The 19506-nt window shown below is 57.6% G+C and carries 19 protein-coding genes; 7 read left to right on the forward strand and 12 right to left on the reverse strand.

The genetic code is table 11. The features are described from left to right. Nucleotides 1–30 precede the first annotated feature (30 nt). The 6 genes from DDA898_RS18615 (at nt 31) to ruvX (ending at nt 4269) form a co-directional block, all read left to right on the forward strand. Nucleotides 31–543 (forward strand): SprT family zinc-dependent metalloprotease, encoded by a 513-nt coding sequence (locus DDA898_RS18615; RefSeq protein WP_038912006.1) that lies wholly within the window; start codon nt 31–33, stop codon nt 541–543. Nucleotides 544–642: 99 nt separating this feature from the next. Then, nucleotides 643–1341: a deoxyribonuclease I gene (gene endA / locus DDA898_RS18620; protein ID WP_038912007.1), complete on the forward strand. Its 699-nt coding sequence runs from the start codon at nt 643–645 to the stop codon at nt 1339–1341. Nucleotides 1342–1470: 129 nt separating this feature from the next. Next, nucleotides 1471–2205, forward strand: a complete 735-nt coding sequence (rsmE, locus tag DDA898_RS18625; protein WP_038912008.1) for a 16S rRNA (uracil(1498)-N(3))-methyltransferase — start codon at nt 1471–1473, stop codon at nt 2203–2205. A gap of 11 nt (nt 2206–2216) precedes the next feature. Beyond that, nucleotides 2217–3170, forward strand: coding sequence for a glutathione synthase (gene gshB, locus DDA898_RS18630; RefSeq protein ID WP_038912009.1), 954 nt, complete (start codon nt 2217–2219; stop codon nt 3168–3170). Between the two features lie 104 nt (nt 3171–3274). Beyond that, on the forward strand, nt 3275–3838 hold the full coding sequence (locus DDA898_RS18635) for a YqgE/AlgH family protein (protein ID WP_013319574.1): 564 nt from the start codon (nt 3275–3277) through the stop codon (nt 3836–3838). Continuing rightward, on the forward strand, nt 3838–4269 hold the full coding sequence (gene ruvX / locus DDA898_RS18640) for a Holliday junction resolvase RuvX (RefSeq protein WP_038902146.1): 432 nt from the start codon (nt 3838–3840) through the stop codon (nt 4267–4269). Before DDA898_RS18635 ends, ruvX begins: the two co-directional genes overlap by 1 nt. 78 nt (nt 4270–4347) lie before the next feature. On the opposite strand, the gene fbp is transcribed toward ruvX, so the two are convergent. Then, nucleotides 4348–5352: a class 1 fructose-bisphosphatase gene (gene fbp, locus DDA898_RS18645; RefSeq protein ID WP_013319576.1), complete on the reverse strand. Its 1005-nt coding sequence runs from the start codon at nt 5350–5352 to the stop codon at nt 4348–4350. 170 nt (nt 5353–5522) lie between these two features. On the opposite strand from fbp, the gene mpl reads away from it, so the two are divergent. After that, nucleotides 5523–6905 carry a UDP-N-acetylmuramate:L-alanyl-gamma-D-glutamyl-meso-diaminopimelate ligase gene (gene mpl / locus DDA898_RS18650; RefSeq protein ID WP_038912011.1) on the forward strand — a complete coding sequence of 461 codons (1383 nt, stop codon included), beginning with the start codon at nt 5523–5525 and terminating at the stop codon, nt 6903–6905. Nucleotides 6906–7009: 104 nt separating this feature from the next. Here the strand turns inward: mpl and DDA898_RS18655 are convergent, their stop codons facing one another. The 11 genes from DDA898_RS18655 to nnr form a co-directional block, all read right to left on the reverse strand. Beyond that, on the reverse strand, nt 7010–8308 hold the full coding sequence (locus DDA898_RS18655; protein WP_038912012.1) for an adenylosuccinate synthase: 1299 nt from the start codon (nt 8306–8308) through the stop codon (nt 7010–7012). A 99-nt stretch (nt 8309–8407) separates the two neighbouring features. Further along, the gene (locus DDA898_RS18660; RefSeq protein WP_013319579.1) at nt 8408–8608 is read right to left on the reverse strand and encodes a DUF2065 domain-containing protein; all 201 of its coding nucleotides are present in this window, start codon (nt 8606–8608) and stop codon (nt 8408–8410) included. A gap of 60 nt (nt 8609–8668) precedes the next feature. Continuing rightward, nucleotides 8669–9664: a protease modulator HflC gene (hflC, locus tag DDA898_RS18665; RefSeq protein WP_038902149.1), complete on the reverse strand. Its 996-nt coding sequence runs from the start codon at nt 9662–9664 to the stop codon at nt 8669–8671. Between the two features lie 3 nt (nt 9665–9667). Next, nucleotides 9668–10927, reverse strand: coding sequence for an FtsH protease activity modulator HflK (gene hflK, locus DDA898_RS18670; RefSeq protein WP_038912013.1), 1260 nt, complete (start codon nt 10925–10927; stop codon nt 9668–9670). Nucleotides 10928–11001: 74 nt separating this feature from the next. Continuing rightward, nucleotides 11002–12282 (reverse strand): ribosome rescue GTPase HflX, encoded by a 1281-nt coding sequence (hflX, locus tag DDA898_RS18675; protein ID WP_013319582.1) that lies wholly within the window; start codon nt 12280–12282, stop codon nt 11002–11004. 89 nt (nt 12283–12371) lie between these two features. Beyond that, complete coding sequence (gene hfq / locus DDA898_RS18680; RefSeq protein ID WP_033567471.1) at nt 12372–12671, reverse strand: RNA chaperone Hfq; 300 nt, start codon at nt 12669–12671, stop codon at nt 12372–12374. A 144-nt stretch (nt 12672–12815) separates the two neighbouring features. Then, a complete protein-coding gene (miaA, locus tag DDA898_RS18685) occupies nt 12816–13757 on the reverse strand; it encodes a tRNA (adenosine(37)-N6)-dimethylallyltransferase MiaA (protein WP_038912015.1) in 942 nt (313 codons plus the stop codon). After that, on the reverse strand, nt 13750–15678 hold the full coding sequence (gene mutL / locus DDA898_RS18690) for a DNA mismatch repair endonuclease MutL (protein ID WP_038912016.1): 1929 nt from the start codon (nt 15676–15678) through the stop codon (nt 13750–13752). The genes miaA and mutL overlap by 8 nt, the downstream gene beginning before the upstream one ends. Before the next feature lie 27 nt (nt 15679–15705). Further along, on the reverse strand, nt 15706–17382 hold the full coding sequence (amiB, locus tag DDA898_RS18695) for an N-acetylmuramoyl-L-alanine amidase AmiB (protein ID WP_038912017.1): 1677 nt from the start codon (nt 17380–17382) through the stop codon (nt 15706–15708). Then, nucleotides 17379–17861: a tRNA (adenosine(37)-N6)-threonylcarbamoyltransferase complex ATPase subunit type 1 TsaE gene (gene tsaE, locus DDA898_RS18700; protein WP_013319587.1), complete on the reverse strand. Its 483-nt coding sequence runs from the start codon at nt 17859–17861 to the stop codon at nt 17379–17381. The genes amiB and tsaE overlap by 4 nt, the downstream gene beginning before the upstream one ends. Then, on the reverse strand, nt 17858–19399 hold the full coding sequence (gene nnr / locus DDA898_RS18705; RefSeq protein WP_038912019.1) for a bifunctional ADP-dependent NAD(P)H-hydrate dehydratase/NAD(P)H-hydrate epimerase: 1542 nt from the start codon (nt 19397–19399) through the stop codon (nt 17858–17860). The genes tsaE and nnr overlap by 4 nt, the downstream gene beginning before the upstream one ends. Between the last annotated feature and the right edge of the window lie 107 nt (nt 19400–19506).

A 19506-nucleotide genomic window follows, 5' to 3' on the forward strand; every position in this document is an offset into this window, starting at 1 on the left:
TCCGGCTCGTCCAGACCGTAAGCTGCCAGCATGAACACGCCACGACTCCCTATCGCCCTGCAGCAAGCGGTGATGCGCTGTTTGCGGGAAAAACTCCAGCAGGCCAATACCGCGTTGGGCAGTGATTACCCCGAACCCGCCGTCAACTATCAGCAACGCGGTTCCACCGCCGGCAGCGCCTGGCTGAAAGAGTGGGAAATCCGCCTCAACCCGGTGTTGCTGCGGGAAAACCAGCAGGCGTTTATCGATGAAGTCGTCCCGCATGAACTGGCGCATCTGTTGGTATACGCCCGTTTCGGCAAAGCGGCGCCGCATGGCCGGGAATGGCGCTGGATGATGGAAAGCGTGCTGAACGTACCCGCCCGCCGTACCCACCAGTTTGCGCTTGCCTCGGTACAGGGCAAAACCTTCCCTTATCAGTGCGCCTGCCGCCGGCACGAACTCACCCTGCGTCGTCACAACCGGGTCGTCCGGGGCGAATCGGAATACCGTTGCCGGTCTTGCGGCGAACGGTTACGCGCCCTCGTAACAAACTCTGTTTAAACCAGAAATTCAGCGTTTCATGCTGCCTTTTTTACGTTTGCCTGCATGGTGTTCTTCAGGTACGCTGCCCACTTTCAACCCTGCTGGTGATTCTGGAATATGCTTCGCAATCTTGTCATTTTCGCTGTGTTGGGCGCGGGCCTGACGACGCTGGCCGCCGCCGGTCAGGACATCAACAACTTTACGCAGGCCAAGGCCGCCGCCGCCAAAATCCATCAGGATGCGCCCGGTACCTTCTATTGCGGCTGTAAGATCAACTGGCAGGGCAAAAAAGGGACGCCGGACCTGGCTTCCTGCGGCTACCAGGTTCGCAAAGACGTCAACCGCGCCAACCGCATCGAGTGGGAGCACGTGGTGCCGGCGTGGCAGTTTGGTCACCAGCGCCAGTGCTGGCAGGACGGCGGCCGTAAGAACTGCACCAAAGACGATGTTTACCGCCAGATAGAAACCGATTTGCACAACCTACAGCCGGCGATTGGCGAAGTGAACGGCGATCGCGGCAACTTTATGTACAGCCAGTGGAATGGCGGCGAGCGTCAGTACGGCCAGTGCGAAATGAAGATTGATTTTAAAAGCCAACTGGCGGAGCCGCCCGAACGCGCCCGCGGCGCCATCGCCCGCACCTATTTTTATATGCGCGACCGTTACAACCTGAACCTGTCCCGCCAGCAAACCCAGCTGTTTGACGCCTGGAACAAGCAGTATCCGGCCACCACGTGGGAGTGCACCCGCGAAAAACGCATCGCCGCCGTACAGGGCAACCACAACCCGTATGTGCAACAGGCTTGCCAGCCCTGACGCCGCTCCCTACTATAACGGCTTGTCTCTTATAATGATTGCCGCTGTCGCCACCGTCGCTGTACGGTGGCTGACGCCCGCCGGGCCATTCGCCCCTCCGACTGATAACCAGGTAAGGCCAGATTATTCATGCGAATACCGCGCATTTTCCATCCCGATACGCTTGCCCCGCAGGGGGGAGAGACAGATCTGAGCGAAGACGCCGCCAATCATGTGGGCCGGGTGCTTCGCATGAGCGCCGGGCAGGCGCTGCAACTGTTCGACGGCAGCAATCAGGTATTTGACGCCGAGATTGTGCAGGCAGGGAAAAAAAACGTGCGGGTCCGTTACGCTGCCGGACAAACTGAAAACCGAGAGTCGCCGCTGCACCTGCATCTGGGTCAGGTGATGTCGCGCGGCGAGAAAATGGAATTCACCATCCAAAAATCCATTGAACTGGGGGTTAACGTCATCACCCCGCTGCTCTCTGAACGCTGCGGCGTCAAACTGGACGGTGAACGACTGGAGAAGAAAATCGCCCAGTGGCAGAAAATCGCCATTGCCGCCTGCGAACAATGCGGCAGAAACCGCGTGCCGGAAATTCGCCCCGTCCAGACGCTGAAAAGCTGGTGCGCGGAACCGGACAATGGGTTAAAACTGAATCTGCATCCGCGGGCGGCGCACAGTATCAACACGCTGCCGTTGCCGGTATCGCGCATTCGGCTGTTGATTGGCCCGGAAGGCGGGTTATCGGCGGACGAAATCGCCATGACCGCAACTCAAGGTTTTACTGATATTCTGCTGGGGCCTCGCGTTCTGCGTACAGAAACCACCGCGCTCACCGCAATCACCGCGTTGCAGGTACGATTCGGCGATCTGGGGTAAAGGAGATAACAATGATTAAACTCGGTATCGTGATGGACCCGATTTCGTCCATCAATATCAAGAAAGACACCAGCTTTGCGATGTTGCAGGAAGCTCAACGTCGCGGCTGGGAGCTGCACTATATGGAAATGGGCGATCTCTACCTGCATGCGGGTGAAGCACGCGCCACAACCCGCATTCTGAGCGTTCAATACGACTACAACGGCTGGTACGACTTCGGCGCGACGCAGGACATCGCCCTGCATGAACTGGACGTGGTGCTGATGCGCAAAGACCCGCCGTTCGACACCGAATTCATCTACGCCACCTATATTCTGGAGCGAGCGGAAGAAAAGGGGACGTTAATCGTCAATAAACCGCAAAGCCTGCGCGACTGCAACGAGAAACTGTTCACCGCCTGGTTCCCGCAACTGACGCCGGACACGCTGGTGACCCGCAACGCCGACCGACTGCGCGCATTCCATCAGCAGCACAGCGACGTGATCCTCAAGCCGCTCGACGGCATGGGCGGCGCCTCGATTTTCCGCCTGAAACCGGAAGACGCCAACGTGTCGGTGATCATCGAAACCCTGACCGAACACGGCAGCCGTTACTGCATGGCGCAGAATTACCTGCCCGCCATCAAAGACGGCGATAAGCGCGTGCTGGTGGTGGATGGCGAGCCGGTGCCCTACTGTCTGGCCCGTATCCCGAAAAGCGGTGAAACCCGCGGCAACCTGGCGGCCGGCGGCCGCGGCGAAGCCCGCCCGCTCAGCGAAAGTGACTGGCAGATTGCCCGTACCGTCGCGCCGGTGCTGAAACAGAAAGGACTGATCTTCGTCGGACTGGACATCATTGGCGACCGCCTGACCGAAATCAACGTCACCAGCCCGACCTGCGTGCGTGAAATCGAAGCGGCTTATCCGGATGTTTCTATTACCGGCATGCTGATGGACGCCATTGAGCGCCGTCTGGCGCAGCGTTAACGATACACGGACCGTATCCCGGTCGGTGATGTATCCCTACCCGGTTCGCTGCCCAGCGGCGAACCGGAAGCATCCACTCCGACAGAGAAGCGATAATAAAGACGATGAATTTACAGCACCATTTTCTGATTGCGATGCCCTCTCTGCAGGACCCCGTGTTCAGGCGGACGGTGATTTACATCTGCGAGCACAATGAGGACGGCGCCATGGGCCTTATCATCAACAAGCCAATGGAACAGTTCACCGTCGAAAATATCCTCAAAAAACTGAAAATCACGCCTAACCCGCGAGATACGACGATTCGCCTCGACAAGCCGGTCTTTTCCGGCGGTCCGCTGGCGGACGATCGCGGTTTTATCCTGCATACGCCACTGCCTGGCTTCGCGTCCAGCATCAGTATTTCCGACGAAACCATGATCACTACCTCCAAGGATGTGCTGGAAACGCTGGGGACGCCGGAACAACCGAGCAATACGCTGGTGGCGTTGGGTTACTCCGCCTGGGAAAGCGGTCAGCTCGAAGAGGAACTGCTGGAAAACGCCTGGCTGACAGTACAGGCGGACCATCATCTACTGTTCCACACCCCGATTGCCGAGCGCTGGCGCGCCGCCGCCAAAAAACTGGGCGTGGACATCCATAATATCGCCGCCGAAGCGGGGCACGCCTGATGGGGAACCGTACGTTGCTGGCTTTCGACTTCGGCACCCGCAGCATCGGCGTCGCCATCGGCCAGGAGATCACCGGTACCGCCCGCCCGCTAACGTCGCTGAAAGCGCAGGATGGCGTGCCCGACTGGCAGAAAGTGGAAAAATTGCTTAACGAATGGCAGCCCGCGCTGGTTATCGTCGGCCTGCCGTTGAACATGGACGGCACCGAACAACCGCTGACCGCCCGGGCGCGCAAATTCGCCCAACGCCTGCATGGCCGTTTCGGCGTCAAGGTTGACCTGCACGACGAGCGGCTCAGCACGGTGGAAGCGCGAGCGGATCTGTTCGAGCGCGGTGGATTCCGGGCGCTGGACAAAGGCAGTGTAGACGCCGCCTCCGCCGTGATTATCCTGGAAAGCTGGTTCGAGCAGCAACTCGCCCGGCCGCAGTAAATCACACGTATTGATTATCGACGCCATAAACGACTCAGGCCCGCATAAGCGGGCCTGAATGTAACGGCTGGCGTGAATTTACGCGTCTGGATAGTCGCGCAGGAACCCTTCCAGATCTTCCACCATCGACGTGTTGCCGACGAAGAACGGTGCACGCTGGTGCAGTTTCTGCGGAGTAATGTCCAGAATACGGTTTTTGCCGTCGCTGGCTTTACCGCCCGCCTGTTCCGCCAGGAACGCCATCGGGTTGCATTCGTACAACAAACGCAGTTTCCCTTCCGGGTAGCTGGCAGTACTCGGATAGAGATAAATACCGCCTTTCAACAGATTACGGTGAAAATCTGCCACCAGCGAACCGATATAACGGGTGGTGTACGGACGCTGCGTCGCCTCATCCTGCTCCTGGCAGTATTTGATGTACTTCTTCACACCCTGCGGGAATTTAATGTAGTTCCCCTCGTTGATGGAGTACATGTTGCCTTTCTCCGGGAAACACACACGCTCGTGAGACAGGCAGAATACCCCCAGCGACGGGTCATAAGTGAAGGCATGTACGCCATGACCGGTGGTGTATACCAGCATGGTGGAAGAACCATACACGATATAACCGGCGGCCACTTGCTTGTGACCGGGCTGGAGGAAATCCTCTTCGCGCACCGGCATGCCCAGCGGGGTGATGCGGCGGTAAATAGAGAAAATGGTTCCGACAGAGACGTTGACGTCAATATTGGAAGAACCGTCCAGCGGGTCCATCAATACCACGTATTTGGCGTTTTCGGCGCGCTCACCGTCGAAGATAACGATCTCGTCTTCTTCTTCGGAAGCAATCCCTGCCACCTCGCCACGTGCTTTCAGCGCCGCTTTCAGCTTTTCATTGGCGTACAGATCGAGTTTCATCTGCACTTCGCCCTGAACGTTGGAAACGCCGCTGGTGCCCAGAATATCCACCAGACCAGCCTTGTTGATGTCACGGTGGATAATCTTCGCACCCAGTTTGATGGCCGACAGCAGTGCGGTCAGCTCACCAGTGGCGTGAGAGAAATCGTGCTGTTTTTCGACGATAAATTCGCCTAACGTTTTCATAACACTATTCCAGAATCTACGAATGAAAAGCGGTTTCATTTTTGTACCGCCAGCGTTTGCGTCTGCAGTGTAGCCCAAAGAGAAAGCGAGTACCTAGCAAATCCATTTCTTATGACGTATTCCAGGCGTTAGAATGGACGGCAGACTCTCTGAATATAGATGGAAAACGTATGCGTATTCATATTTTAGGAATCTGTGGCACCTTCATGGGAGGACTGGCGTTGCTGGCCCGATCACAAGGACATCAGGTAACCGGTTCGGATGCTAACGTCTATCCGCCAATGAGTACCTTACTGGAAGAACAAGGGATTACCCTGATCCAGGGGTACGACCCCGCACAGTTGGATCCGGCTCCGGATCTGGTCATCATTGGCAATGCCATGACCCGTGGCAATCCCTGCGTTGAGGCGGTGCTGGAACAAAATATCCCTTATATGTCCGGTCCGCAATGGCTTCATGATCACGTGCTGCGCGAACGCTGGGTTATCGCCGTCGCCGGTACCCACGGCAAAACCACCACCGCCGGTATGGTGACCTGGATTCTGGAAGACTGCGGCTACCAGCCGGGATTCGTGATTGGTGGCGTGCCGGGCAACTTCACCGTCTCCGCTCGCCTGGGCGAAAGCCCGTTCTTCGTGGTGGAAGCGGACGAGTATGACTGCGCCTTCTTCGATAAGCGTTCCAAGTTCGTGCACTACAGCCCGCGCACGTTAATTCTGAATAATCTGGAATTTGACCACGCGGATATCTTCGACGACCTCAAGGCCATCCAAAAGCAGTTCCACCATCTGGTGCGTCTGGTTCCGGGCAAGGGCCGCATCATCGTGCCGTCTCACGACCTGCATCTGAAACAGGTAATGGGGATGGGATGCTGGAGCGAGCAGGAACTGGTGGGTGAAGAAGGCATCTGGAAAGCGAAAAAGGTCACCACCGACGCCAGCGTGTTTCAGGTGTACCTCAACGACCAACTGGTCGGGGAAGTCAGTTGGAACTTGGTGGGTGAACACAACATGCATAACGGCCTGATGGCGATCGCCGCAGCGCGTCATGTCGGCGTTACGCCGGCGGAAGCCTGCCGCGCGCTGGGCGGTTTCATTAACGCCCGTCGCCGGCTGGAACTGCGCGGCACCGCGCACGGCGTGTCGGTCTATGACGATTTTGCCCATCACCCGACCGCGATCCTCGCCACGCTGGCCGCCCTGCGCAGCAAAGTAGGCGGCACCGCACGGATTATCGCCGTGCTGGAGCCGCGCTCCAACACCATGAAAATGGGTCATTGCAAAAACGAGTTAGCACCATCGTTGGGACGCGCTGACGGTGTTTTCCTGTTCCAGCCCCAGCATATTCCCTGGCAGGTGGCTGAAGTGGCTGACGCCTGCGTTCAGCCGGCCTACTGGAGCGCGGATATCGACACGCTGGTAGAGATGATCAGCAAAACCGCTCAGCCGGGCGATCATATTCTGGTGATGAGCAACGGCGGCTTCGGCAATATTCACAACAAACTGCTGGATGCGCTGAACGCCAAAGCACAGGCGGCGGACCACGAAGGCTGACGGGTTATCACAGGCGGCATACTTCGCCGGCAACCTATTTGCCGGCGAACAGACAGCAAAAAGGACGGGCAAGCCCGTCCTTTTTCATGCAGCCACCATCGTGATTAGGCGTCGAAAGGATCGCGCAGAATCATGGTTTCTTCACGGTCCGGGCCTGTGGAAATGATATCCACCGGCACGCCGGTCACTTCTTCGATGCGCTTAATGTAGTTCAGCGCAGTCTGCGGCAGTTTGCTGTACTCTTTCACGCCAAAGGTGCTTTCAGACCAGCCCGGCAGCGTTTCATAAATCGGCTCAATGCCTTCCCAGCCTTCAGCTGCCAGCGGGGTCACGTCCGCTTCGCTGCCATCCGGCATACGGTAGCCAACGCAGATTTTCACTTCTTTCAGGCCATCCAGCACATCCAGCTTGGTCAGGCAGAAGCCGGACAGAGAGTTAATCTGCACCGCGCGACGCACCGCGACCGCATCCAGCCAGCCGGTACGACGGCGACGGCCAGTGGTGGCGCCAAACTCATTGCCTTTCTGCGACAGGTGCTCGCCAACTTCATCGAACAGTTCAGTCGGGAACGGGCCGGCGCCAACGCGGGTGGAGTAGGCTTTGACGATACCCAGCACGTAATCCACATACCGCGGCCCCAGACCGGAACCGGTCGCCACGCCACCGGCGGTGGTATTGGAAGAGGTGACATACGGATAAGTACCGTGGTCGATGTCCAGCAGCGTGCCCTGCGCGCCTTCGAACATCACCCGATCGCCACGCTGATGCGCTTTGTGCAGCAGATCGGAAACATCCACCACCATCGCAGTCAGGATGTCGGCAACCTCCAGCACGTCGTTCAACGTTTTCTGGTAATCCACCGGATCCGTTTTGTAGTAATGCACCAGCTGGAAGTTATGGTAGTCCATAATTTCTTTCAGCTTGACGGCAAAGCTTTCCCGGTCAAACAGATCGCCGACGCGCAGACCGCGACGCGCAACCTTGTCTTCATACGCAGGGCCGATACCACGACCGGTGGTGCCGATCGCTTTAGCGCCACGCGCTTTTTCACGAGCATTATCCAGCGCTACATGGTACGGCAGAATCAGCGGGCAGGCTTCGGAAAGCAACATACGCTCACGCACCGGCACGCCACGTGCTTCGAGTGCGGTCATTTCTTTCAGAAGCGCATCCGGCGCCAGCACCACACCGTTACCGATGATGCTGATGACATTTTCGCGCAGAATACCGGAGGGAATTAAATGAAGAACGGTTTTTTCACCGTTGATGACCAGCGTGTGACCAGCATTGTGACCGCCCTGGTAGCGCACAACATATTTGGCCCGTTCAGTCAGCAGGTCTACGACCTTGCCTTTACCTTCGTCACCCCATTGGGTGCCCAGTACGACAACGTTCTTACCCATCTCAAGAATCACCAGATTGGTTAAAAAAGGATTCTAGCATCTCATCTTTCGGCTTTCAGTACTTTTAGCACACGTTTGCGCACATTTTTAGCGGAAGTTTCAGCCGCCAGCCCGGCTACGCAACATGTAGTAGATCACACAGCCGGCAACCACAATTCCCCCGCCGAAGCGGCGCAAAATATTATCGGGCAACTGTGCCATGGTCAGGATCATCCGCCGCCAGATACGTGGAAACAGTAGCGGCCCCAACCCTTCCATGATTAGCACCAACCCCAGCGTTAGCCAGATGCTCACATTCATAAAAAACTCCAGACAGAAAAAAGCCCGTAAACACGGGCTTGATAGTGGCGGTAAATAGCCTTAACGCGTAGGGAGGCTTTTCTCGGGCGATTTCATATAACGGAAGAAATCACTATCGGGACTCAGCACCAGCACATCCTGATTGGTGCTGTTAAAGCTATTCTCATAGGCGCGCAGGCTACGAATAAAACCATAAAAAGCCGGATCCTGACTGAACGCGACGGCAAACAGTTTGGCCGCATCGGCATCCCCTTCACCGCGCATGATTCGACCCTGACGTTCAGCTTCCGCCAGTGTGCGGGTGACTTCATAGTCGGCCGCCGCCTTGATCTTCTCGGCCTGCTCCTGGCCCTGAGAGCGATGACGGCGTGCAACCGCTTCACGCTCGGCGCGCATACGCTGGTAGATCGCGTCCGATACCTCGGTTGGCAGGTTGATCTGCTTGATACGCACATCGATCACCTCGATCCCGAGCGCCGCCATACTGTTGGGGTTGATCCGCGGCCCGCCGCTGGAGGTTTCACGTTCCACACGCGCCGCCGCCGATGCAATGGCGTTATCCGCTTCCGTGGTCTCACCGGTGCCGGCGTTCAGCGCTTCACGCACATCGGACATCAACTGGCCGCGGGAATCGGTCACGATGCCTTTCACATCCAGACGACCAATCTCGGAACGCAGACGGTCGCTGAACTTACGTTTCAGCAGCACTTCCGCCTGAGACACATCGCCGCCGCCGGTAGCAAGGTAGTAACGGCTGAAATCGCTGATACGCCATTTGATATACGAGTCGACAATCAGGTCTTTCTGCTCTTTGGTAATGAAGCGATCAGCCTGATTTTCCATGGTCTGGATGCGGGCATCCAACATTTTTACCGACTCCAGGAACGGAATCTTCACATGCAGGCCAGGCAAATACACCAGCGGCTTGTTTTCGTTGTCGCGCAGGACCTTGCCAAAGCGCATCACGATACCGCGCTGGCCTTCCTGCACCACAAACAGCGAGGCATAGACCACCAACAGTAACAGGACAAGAATAAAGAGGACTGACTTACGCATTGATTATTCTCTCCCTACGCGAATGTTCTCGTCGCGCTGCGCGTTGGCGCGGCGTTGATCCATAATGTTGCCGTTGTTGCCGGAAGAACGCGGCGCATAGCCGACACCACTACTGTTTGATGAGGTTGACGGCAGACGCAACGGCGCCTGATTGGAAGCCCCACTCGTCGGCGCGCTGGTCGAAACGCCCCCTTGACCACGCATAAGCTGATCAAGCGGCAGAACCATCAGATTGTTGCTCTTATCGCTCACCAGCACCTTGTTGGTGTGGCTCAGCACGCGTTCCATCGTCTCGATGTAGAGACGCTCGCGGGTAATTTCCGGCGCGGCTTTATACTCCGGCAACAGACGCGAGAAGCGGGAAACTTCACCCTGCGCTTCCAGAACGGTACGGTCTTTATAGGCGCGGGACTCTTCCAGAATACGCTGCGCCTGACCATTGGCGCGCGGCTGGACTTCGTTGGCGTAGGCTTCCGCCTCACGAATGTACTGCTGCTCGTTTTCACGAGCGGCGATCGCATCGTCAAACGCGGCTTTGACTTCCTCAGGCGGACGAGCGGTCTGGAAGTTCACATCCAACAGGGTGATACCCATATCATACGGGCGCACGGTTTCCTCCAGCACGCGCTGGGTATCCGTACGCACAATGGTACGCCCTTCGGTCAGGATTTTATCCATGGTGTATTTGCCGATCACCCCGCGCAGCGCGCTGTCGGTGGCCTGACGCAGGCTGTCATCGGCATTGGTGACGCTAAACAGATACTTGTCCGGTTGGGTGACGCGGTACTGGACGTTCATTTCCACCCGCACCACATTTTCGTCGGATGTCAGCATAACGCCGGACGTCGCCAGTTCACGGACGGACTCAACGTTTACGGCGCGAACCGAATCAACAAAGGTCGGTTTCCAGTTCAGGCCCGGGCCAACCAGATGGCTGAATTTGCCAAAACGGGTGACCACGCCGCGCTCGGCTTCCTTGATGGTATAGAAACCGCTGACGCCCCAAACCACCACGGCAGCCGCCACGACCAGCCCCAGAATACGGCCGCCGTTGCCGCCGCCCTGAGAACCGGCGCCGGAACCAGACGACTTGCCACCCAGATCGCCGAGCTTTTTGCTCAACTTACGGAATATATCGTCGAGGTCAGGCGGTCCCTGATCCCGTCCACCTTTATTGTTTCCGCCAGAGTTGCCGCTATTGTTATTGCTGCTCCCCCACGGGTCGCGGTCCTGTCCGTTGTTACCGGGCTGATTCCACGCCATGTTTAGCTCCATTCATTATGATAGGTATTTTTCGGGGTCAATGTGTCCCAGAGTTATGAGACTGTCTGTGTCGCTCAGACAATATAATCTTGCAATTTCTGCTCCTGCTTGCACAGGCGCCGCCAGTCGATAATGGGCATTCTGACCACCAACCCTACGCTGCCGTCTTCCTCAATCCATTCTTTTTCTATTGCCTGAAGCTGGTAGAAACGGCTTCGCAGGCGCCCGGCCTGCGGAGGAAGATGCAGAGAATAATGCGCAATTTCTCCGGAAAGCCGTTCAGTCAACGCCTGCAATAATAATGGAATCCCTTCTCCGGTCTGGGCAGAAAGCCATACCCTGATCGGTCGGTTCTCTTCATCACGGTCGATACGCGGTTCAACGTTTTCCTGCCGGTCGATCTTGTTCATGACCAGCATAAACGGAATATCGTCCGCTTCGATCTCCGCCAATACCTCATTCACGGCATCGATATTTTCATCGACGCGAGCGTCAGAAGCATCAACCACATGCAACAACAACGTCGCCTCACGGGTTTCCTGCAGCGTCGCTTTAAAAGCCGCCACCAGGTCATGCGGCAATTCACGAATAAAACCAACGGTATCCGCCAGTACGGTATCCCCGACATCATCCACACTGATGCGTCGCAAGGTCGGATCCAACGTGGCGAACAGTTGATCGGCGGCATAAACATCCGCCGATGTCATACGGTTGAACAGGGTCGATTTACCGGCGTTGGTGTACCCCACCAGCGAAACCGTCGGCACTTCGGCTCGGGTACGCGCCCGACGCCCCTGTTCACGCTGCTTTTCCACCTTTTCAAGGCGGGACAAGATCTGACTGATGCGGTTACGCAGCAAGCGCCGGTCGGTTTCCAACTGGGTTTCACCCGGCCCACGCAAACCAATCCCGCCTTTCTGCCTCTCAAGGTGGGTCCAGCCGCGCACCAGACGCGTCGCCAGATGGCGCAACTGCGCCAGCTCAACCTGTAGCTTCCCTTCATGGGTACGGGCGCGCTGAGCGAAGATATCCAAAATCAGTCCGGTCCGGTCGATAACCCGGCATTCGCACAGCCGCTCCAGGTTACGCTCCTGCGCGGGCGTCAACGCATGATTGAACAACACGACAAAGGCACCGGTCGCTTTGACCGCCTGAGCGATCTCCTCCGCCTTGCCTTCGCCGACAAAATATTTGGAGTGCGGCGCTTTGCGGCTGCCGGTGATCACCTGCAACGCGTCTATTCCGGCTGAAGACACCAGAGATTCAAACTCCAGCAGATCCTCAGTATCTTTCTCTTGCGAAAAGTAAATATGAACTAATATGGCCTGTTCACCGGCTTCATAACGGTCAAACAACCGGGCACCCTCTCAGAAAAAAACGACCACGGCAGTGAAAGTCGCTGAAATCAGCGCTTTTTCCGCCGTGGTAAACTGGTAAGGACGCGTTATTCAGCGTCATCACTTTCCTGCTGCGGCTGTTGCTGCGCAGACTGGTTATTGGCATGGTAGTTATTTGAGCCGGGATTATTACTATGATGCGACACCGGACGAGATGGAACTACCGTAGAAATGGCGTGTTTGTACACCATCTGGCTAACCGTGTTTTTCAGCAGAATTACAAACTGATCGAAAGACTCAATCTGACCTTGCAGCTTGATGCCATTAACCAAATAAATCGAAACCGGAACACGTTCGCGACGCAAAGCGTTCAAGAACGGATCTTGCAAAGATTGCCCCTTAGCCATTCTATATTTTCCTTATTTGCTTGTTATTTGTAACAAAGAACCCTGTGGCCCTAAAATAACGTTATAAAAATTTTGTGCCGAGAATCAGTCAATTGTAGACACAGGCAATTGTACACAATCGTCTAATGTACACAATCGTCTAACCTATGCACTAACAGCCTGAATCACCGTGCATAACGCCTCTCCGGGTCGATCGCTGTCAAGCCAGCAGACCTCTTCCCAGCCACGCAACCAAGTCATCTGGCGTTTCGCCAGTTGCCGGGTGGCGCAGATGCCACGATACACCATCTCATCGTAATCGATTTCGCCCGACAAATATGACCACATCTGGCGATATCCGACACAACGGATTGACGGCAACGCAGGATTCAAATCCGGCCGGGCAAACAGCGCCCGAGCCTCTGTTTCAAAACCTGATTCCAACATCTGTCGGAAACGCAACGCTATCCGCTCATGTAACAACTCGCGCGTTGCCGGAGCAATCGCAAACTGATGAACACGATAGGGCAACGCTTCACCGGATGTCTTTGTCAACTCGGTTAAAGTGTTACCTGAAACGAAAAAAACTTCCAGTGCCCGAGACAGTCTCTGCGGATCATTTGGATGAATCCGAGCCGCGGACACCGGATCGATGACGCTCAACTGGCGATGCAGCGCTTCCCATCCCTCGATCCGAGCGCGTTCTTCGATTTCCTGTCGAACCTGAGCATCCGCCGACGGCAGCGGCGACAATCCTTCCAGCAACGCCTTGAAATACAGCATGGTGCCGCCGACCAACAGCGGAATGCGCCCGGCTGCGGTGATTTCCGCCATCGCCTGCAGCGCATCGCGCCGAAAATCCGCGGCGGAATAAGCCTCGGCCGGATCAAGAATATCGAGCAGGCGATGCGGGGCTCGCGCCAGCTCTTCCTGACTGGGCTTGGCTGTGCCGATATCCATACCGCGATAAATCAGCGCAGAATCCACGCTAATCAACTCAACGGGAAGGCGCTCGCGCAATGCCATCGCCAGCGCGGTTTTCCCGGACGCCGTCGGCCCCATGATAAAAATGGCGGGCGGATGCTGCGCCGCTTCAAACTCATTCATGCTTCAACGCCCTGATGGCGGATTCAATATCCATCACATATAACAATTCTGACGGCGGCGTTTTTACCTGCAAAGGGCACAAACGCTCTACGTCGGACAACAACTGCACGGCCTGAGCGAGCGTCCAGTTTTCACGCTCGCTGCCGAGCCGCCCGGCTATCCACGCCGCCACCGCATCAGGCTTCGCGTCATGAGAATCAGCGAGATAGCCTAGCAGGTCAGAAATCAAGTTTTGTAAATTTTGTTGTCTCAATGGTAAAGGTACCGCCCGCAGCGTAGCGCGCGGCGGCGCCAGCTCGACTTCTATTCCCATGCGGGCCAACAGCGGCTGTTGCTGCAGCATGACCGTCAGCTCGGACGGGTTCAGCGTCAGCCGCTGCGGAATCAGCAATGGCTGCGGCCGTAACCCTTCGCCAGCCTCCAACGGCGTCAACTGCGCCTGCCGAAGGTAACGCTCCGCCACGGTCAGCGACAACAACGCCAGACCGTGCTGATATTCCACCAGCGCATAGCTGGGCGGATACACCGTCAGCACTCGCCCCAGCCCCAGCGCATGGCTCTCCAGCGGCGCTTCGCCGACTGCCGCCGTCTTTTCCGTCATATCGCGCTGCGTCGTGGGTGCATCCTTCACTGGCGGCGCCTCTCGGGCGACCGTTTGTTGCCGCGATGACTCAGTATGCAGAAACTGCTGATACAGTTCGCCCTGTTTCTTTTGATAGCCGGCGGTCTCGGTTCGGGCAGGCTGACGTTCACGGGAATGGTGACTCTCCACGTGGCGTCCCGCGCTACCCGACGATGCCGCTCTCGGCGTCTCCGGCGTCGGTTCTGCCGGTCGGGCAAACTGATTTTCACCTGCGGCCGTCCGATTTTCCGGCTGCCATGTCGCCATCGGCGTCTCGCCGGCACCGGTCAGCCCCGGCGACGCCGCCTGCTGCAAGACCGTCATCACCCCCTGATAGATAAAGTCATGCACCAGCCGGGCCTGATGGAAGCGAACCTCATGCTTGGCCGGGTGCACATTGACATCCACCTGATGCGGGTCGACCTCCAGATACAGCACATACGCCGGCTGCTGTTCATCTCGCAGCTGATCCTGATACGCCTGACGAATCGCATGATTGATTAAACGGTCACGCATCATGCGCTGATTGACGTAGCAATACTGCATTTCGGGCAACTGGCGCGACCCGGACGGATCCGCCACCCAACCGTGAATTTTCAGATCGCCATGCTGCCAGGAAATCGCCAGCGCATGCTGCAAAAACGCCGCACCACAGATGCTGCCGAGCCGTCTCTCGCGCTGGCCGGGATCAGACACCGCACGATATTGCCGGATTAACTTACCGTTGTGATGCAAGGTGATCGCCACATCGAAACGCGCCAGCGCGATGCGCCGCACTACTTCATCAATGTGCATGAATTCCGTTTTTTCGGTACGCAGAAACTTGCGTCTGGCCGGGGTGTTGTAAAACAGATCCAGCACTTCCAGCGTTGTGCCAACCGGGTGCGCCGCCGGTTTGACGGTCACCGCCATATCCCGCCCTTCGGCATAGGCCTGCCACGCTTCCGCTTGCGCGTCGGTACGGGAAGTCAGCGTCAGGCGGGAGACCGAACTGATACTGGCCAGCGCTTCGCCGCGGAACCCCAGACTGACGATCGCTTCCAGATCGTCAAGCGTGGCGATCTTGCTGGTAGCGTGACGAGCCAGCGCCAGCGCCAGATCCGCCTTGCCGATACCGCAGCCGTTATCCCGAATGCGAATCAGCTTCGCACCGCCGCGTTCGATTTCGATATCGATCCGCGTCGCCCCGGCATCCAGGCTGTTTTCCACCAGTTCCTTGACCACGGAAGCGGGCCGCTCCACCACCTCGCCGGCGGCGATCTGGTTCGCTAACTGGGGCGGCAGCACCTGAATCGGCATGAACTCTCCTCGTTTCACCCACCCGGATCAGGCAGAAGGGATAATCAGTGTCTGCCCCAACTGCACGGTTCCGGAAGACATATTGTTCGCCTGCTGGATCGCTTTCATGCTCACGCCATAACGGCTGGCGATGGCACTCAGCGTATCGCCCAGCGTTACTTTGTGTTTTATCACGGTTGCGCTTTTCTTCTCGCCCGAAGATGGCGTCGCCGCCACGGGTTTGCTCTTCGTCGCCGAGGCGATATTGACCGCCGGTGAGGCGCCAGAGGGGATCTTCAGCCGTTGTCCGACCCAGACCTCGTCTTTTTTCAGGCGGTTTGCGTCACGAATGGCGCTCATGCTAACGCCATAACGTGCGGCGATTCCCGATAATGTTTCTCCGGTCGCCACAGTATGACGCACCGTTGCCCCTGTGGCGATCTGAGCTGGCTCAGTGGCTGCTGCGTTTTTCACCGTCTGCGAGCCGAGCGGACGGTTTTCCTGCTTTGGGATATTTTGTAACGGATGAGTCTGGAAATAGCTGCGCAACCCCTGATAGATGGCGTTGGCAATTTTTTCCTGATACTCGTTGCTGCCCAGCAGCCGTTCCTCGCTCGGATTAGAAATGAACCCGGTTTCCACCAGCAGAGACGGAATATCCGGTGAACGCAATACGCCCAGACTAGCGTGTTCCGGTCGGCGTTTATGCAGGCTGCCGACACGCTGCAGTTCGCGCAGCACTTTCACCGCCACATCATACCCCACCCGCTGTGAATGCCCGAATTGCAGATCCAGCACCGCCTGACTCAGGTACGGATCGGCCGCGCTGTTGGCCAGCAGGTCGCCCGCGCCCCCCAGCAATTCGGACTGTTTTTCATGCTGTTCCAGCCAGTTGGCCATTTCACTGTTGGCGCGCCGGTTGGACAGTACCCACACTGATGCGCCGGTTGCGCCGCGGTTGGGCGCCGCGTCCGCATGAATCGATACCAGCAGGTTGGCGCCCTGCTTACGCGCTACATCGGAACGCCCCATCACCGAAATAAAGTAGTCGCCGTCGCGGGTCAACACCGGTTTGAACGCCGGATCGGCGCTCATGATGGCGCGCAGTTTACGGGCTATCGAAATGGTGACGTTTTTTTCATGTAGCCCGCCTGGTCCGGTAGCGCCGGGGTCCTGACCGCCGTGGCCGGCGTCAATCGCTACGATGATTTTCTCGCCGCTACCCACCCGCCCCGATACACGGGTCGGCGTAGCCGCTACCGCTGATGTCTGGGGAACCAGAGGATTGCGCCCGGCCTGCGCCGACGGTTGCACAGGTTGAACCGCAGATTTGCGGAGCGCCGTTTTGCGTTCGCCAGTCAGAGTAAAGACGGCGCCATTGCCTTCCTTCACGGCCTGAACCTGCGCCTTTTGGGTCAGGTCCAGCACCAGACGCAGGCTTTTCGGGTCTTTAGCATTGCTGGTGCGAATGCGGGCAATCAGATTCTGGCCGTTAAACGCGAGCGGCAGCCCTTTCATCATGCCGGACTGGCTGATATCGATAACCACCCGATTGGGATTGTTCAGCGAAAAGTATTCATACACCGGCTGGCCGCCAAAACTCAGCGTAACGACCGCCTCGCTGGCGGCATTATTCACCCGGATATCGGTCAGGCTGCTCGCCCACAGCGGCGATGACAACATCAGCATCAGCCCCAGCAGAGCTTTCATCAACCGCACAGTCATGGCGCTTCTTGCTCCGGCCAGGCGGCCAACGCCGCCACGATCTGCTCGCCCTGCGGCGTACGGGCATTGATCTCCGCCTGCCGGCCTGCTCCCTGATAGCCAAGATGTAATTCGACATCGGCTTGCGGCAAAAAACCCGTTCCTTGTTGCGGCCACTCAATCAGGCAGAGGGCATCCTGCGACAAATAGTCACGAATGCCCATGAACTCCAGTTCTTCAGGATCCGCCAGTCGATAAAGGTCGAAGTGATACACTGGGCGCGGTAGCAGCGCATACGGCTCTACCAGCGTATAGGTCGGGCTTTTCACATTGCCCTGATGACCCAACGCTTGCAGGAATCCGCGGCTCAGCGTGGTTTTCCCCGCCCCCAGATCGCCCAGCAGATAAATAATGGTGGCGCGCTCGCAGGCTCGGGCTAACGCCGCTCCCAGCGCAATCGTGGCTGCCTCGTCCGGCAAAGGTAACAAAAGCGTCTTCATTCTGTGTTTTCTAAGGATATCCGCTCAGGATTTACATACTGCGGCAATACCGCCATTAAATCGGTTGCCAACATCCCGCGTGTGCCCTGCCGCCGCGCCAGCCAGTCCGCTGCCGCTCCGTGGGCTACACAACCGGCGCAGGCAGCGTCGTATAACGACAGCCCTTGCGCCAGCATCGCCCCAATCATGCCCGCCAGCACGTCGCCCATACCGCCGGTCGCCATGCCGGGATTCCCCACATCGACGATCGCCAATTCGCCCTGCTCGCCAGCCAGCACCGTACCGGCGCCTTTTAGCAGGACCACGCCGCCATAGCGTTTCACCAGGCGTTGTGCAGCAAGTAAGCGATCACTTTCAATATCGGCAATCCGGCAGTTCAGCAGACGGGCGGCTTCGCCGGGATGAGGCGTCAAAACGCGATTCTGACGTTTATGCGGGCTGATTGCCAGCAGGTTGAGCGCATCGGCATCCCATAACATGGATTTGTTACAATTTTCTGCGATTCGCAGTGCGTTTTTTCCCCATTCACGCTGCCCCAGCCCCGGCCCGATCACCACCACATCCGCCCATTCGACACCGGCTTTGACCGAATCGGTTGTCAGTTCCTGCACCATCAGCTCCGGACGTGCCACCAGCAAGGCGGCCAGATAGCTTTTGTGAGTGAGCACTCGCACCAGACCTGCGCCACTGCGTAACGCCGCCTCTCCGGCCATGAAAATCGCACCGCCGGTGCCCTCATCGCCGCCGATAATCAACAAACGGCCGTGCTCGCCTTTATGCGCGCCCGGACGCCGCGGTTTCAGCCATTGCGTCAGCGACGCCGCGGTCAAACGCGCGATCGGCGCCGATTGTTGCGCCAGCCAATCGCCTAGCCCCAAATCATGGTGATGAAGCTGCCCGACGACATCCCGTGCCTGACCGGTCAACAAACCGGGTTTCAGCGTAATAAACGTCACCGTGTGAGCGGCGTGAATCGCGGCTCCTGCACAGGCGCCGGTTTGCGCATTCAATCCGGAAGGAATATCCAGCGCGACGATCGGCGCCGGATAGCGGTTGGCCTGGGTGATCAGGGCGTCATAAGGCGCGCGGGGCGCGGACGTCAGCCCGGTTCCCAACAGTCCGTCAATGATCAGGTCAATATCGTCAGGCCACAGCGCATCGACATGCTGCTCGCAGCCCCCGGCATCGCACCATGCCTGACGCGCCAGATGCGCTTCTGCCGGCAGGGACCGATCGCCGCTCCCCGCCACCACCGTTACCGCAACCCCTGCGGCGCGGGCCAGCGCGGCCACCACATACCCGTCGCCGCCGTTATTGCCATGCCCGCACAGAATCAGCCAGTGCCGTGCGGTGGGATACTGCTGTTGCGCGATGCGAAAAGCGGCATCGCCCGCGCGCTGCATAAGCGTATTTAATGAAACGCCGACATAGTCCGCCGCATGGGGTTCCTCACGGCGCAGCCAATCGGGTAGAAAAACAGTTTGAGGCAGGTCGGGCAATGATCCGCCGGGCTGATACACGCAATGGTCTTGATGCATGTCATCCCTCCGTCGGTAAGAGGATAGTGCGCTTCAACTTAGCAAGGTCTGCCGGGAAGCGCCATACGCGGATAAACGGAAAAAGATAACAGACACGCTGCATTCAA

The organism is Dickeya dadantii NCPPB 898, from assembly GCF_000406145.1.
Classification (GTDB): Bacteria; Pseudomonadota; Gammaproteobacteria; order Enterobacterales; family Enterobacteriaceae; genus Dickeya; species Dickeya dadantii.

Bases quoted from the DNA above. Each gene is read 5' to 3' on its own strand.
- DDA898_RS18615 (WP_038912006.1), top strand. From the start codon at position 31: ATGAACACGCCACGACTCCCTATCGCCCTGCAGCAAGCGGTGATGCGC.
- endA (WP_038912007.1), top strand. From the start codon at position 643: ATGCTTCGCAATCTTGTCATTTTCGCTGTGTTGGGCGCGGGCCTGACG.
- rsmE (WP_038912008.1), top strand. From the start codon at position 1,471: ATGCGAATACCGCGCATTTTCCATCCCGATACGCTTGCCCCGCAGGGG.
- gshB (WP_038912009.1), top strand. From the start codon at position 2,217: ATGATTAAACTCGGTATCGTGATGGACCCGATTTCGTCCATCAATATC.
- DDA898_RS18635 (WP_013319574.1), top strand. From the start codon at position 3,275: ATGAATTTACAGCACCATTTTCTGATTGCGATGCCCTCTCTGCAGGAC.
- ruvX (WP_038902146.1), top strand. From the start codon at position 3,838: ATGGGGAACCGTACGTTGCTGGCTTTCGACTTCGGCACCCGCAGCATC.
- fbp (WP_013319576.1), bottom strand. From the start codon at position 5,352: ATGAAAACGTTAGGCGAATTTATCGTCGAAAAACAGCACGATTTCTCT.
- mpl (WP_038912011.1), top strand. From the start codon at position 5,523: ATGCGTATTCATATTTTAGGAATCTGTGGCACCTTCATGGGAGGACTG.
- DDA898_RS18655 (WP_038912012.1), bottom strand. From the start codon at position 8,308: ATGGGTAAGAACGTTGTCGTACTGGGCACCCAATGGGGTGACGAAGGT.
- DDA898_RS18660 (WP_013319579.1), bottom strand. From the start codon at position 8,608: ATGAATGTGAGCATCTGGCTAACGCTGGGGTTGGTGCTAATCATGGAA.
- hflC (WP_038902149.1), bottom strand. From the start codon at position 9,664: ATGCGTAAGTCAGTCCTCTTTATTCTTGTCCTGTTACTGTTGGTGGTC.
- hflK (WP_038912013.1), bottom strand. From the start codon at position 10,927: ATGGCGTGGAATCAGCCCGGTAACAACGGACAGGACCGCGACCCGTGG.
- hfq (WP_033567471.1), bottom strand. From the start codon at position 12,671: ATGGCTAAGGGGCAATCTTTGCAAGATCCGTTCTTGAACGCTTTGCGT.
- miaA (WP_038912015.1), bottom strand. From the start codon at position 13,757: ATGAATGAGTTTGAAGCGGCGCAGCATCCGCCCGCCATTTTTATCATG.
- mutL (WP_038912016.1), bottom strand. From the start codon at position 15,678: ATGCCGATTCAGGTGCTGCCGCCCCAGTTAGCGAACCAGATCGCCGCC.
- amiB (WP_038912017.1), bottom strand. From the start codon at position 17,382: ATGACTGTGCGGTTGATGAAAGCTCTGCTGGGGCTGATGCTGATGTTG.
- tsaE (WP_013319587.1), bottom strand. From the start codon at position 17,861: ATGAAGACGCTTTTGTTACCTTTGCCGGACGAGGCAGCCACGATTGCG.
- nnr (WP_038912019.1), bottom strand. From the start codon at position 19,399: ATGCATCAAGACCATTGCGTGTATCAGCCCGGCGGATCATTGCCCGAC.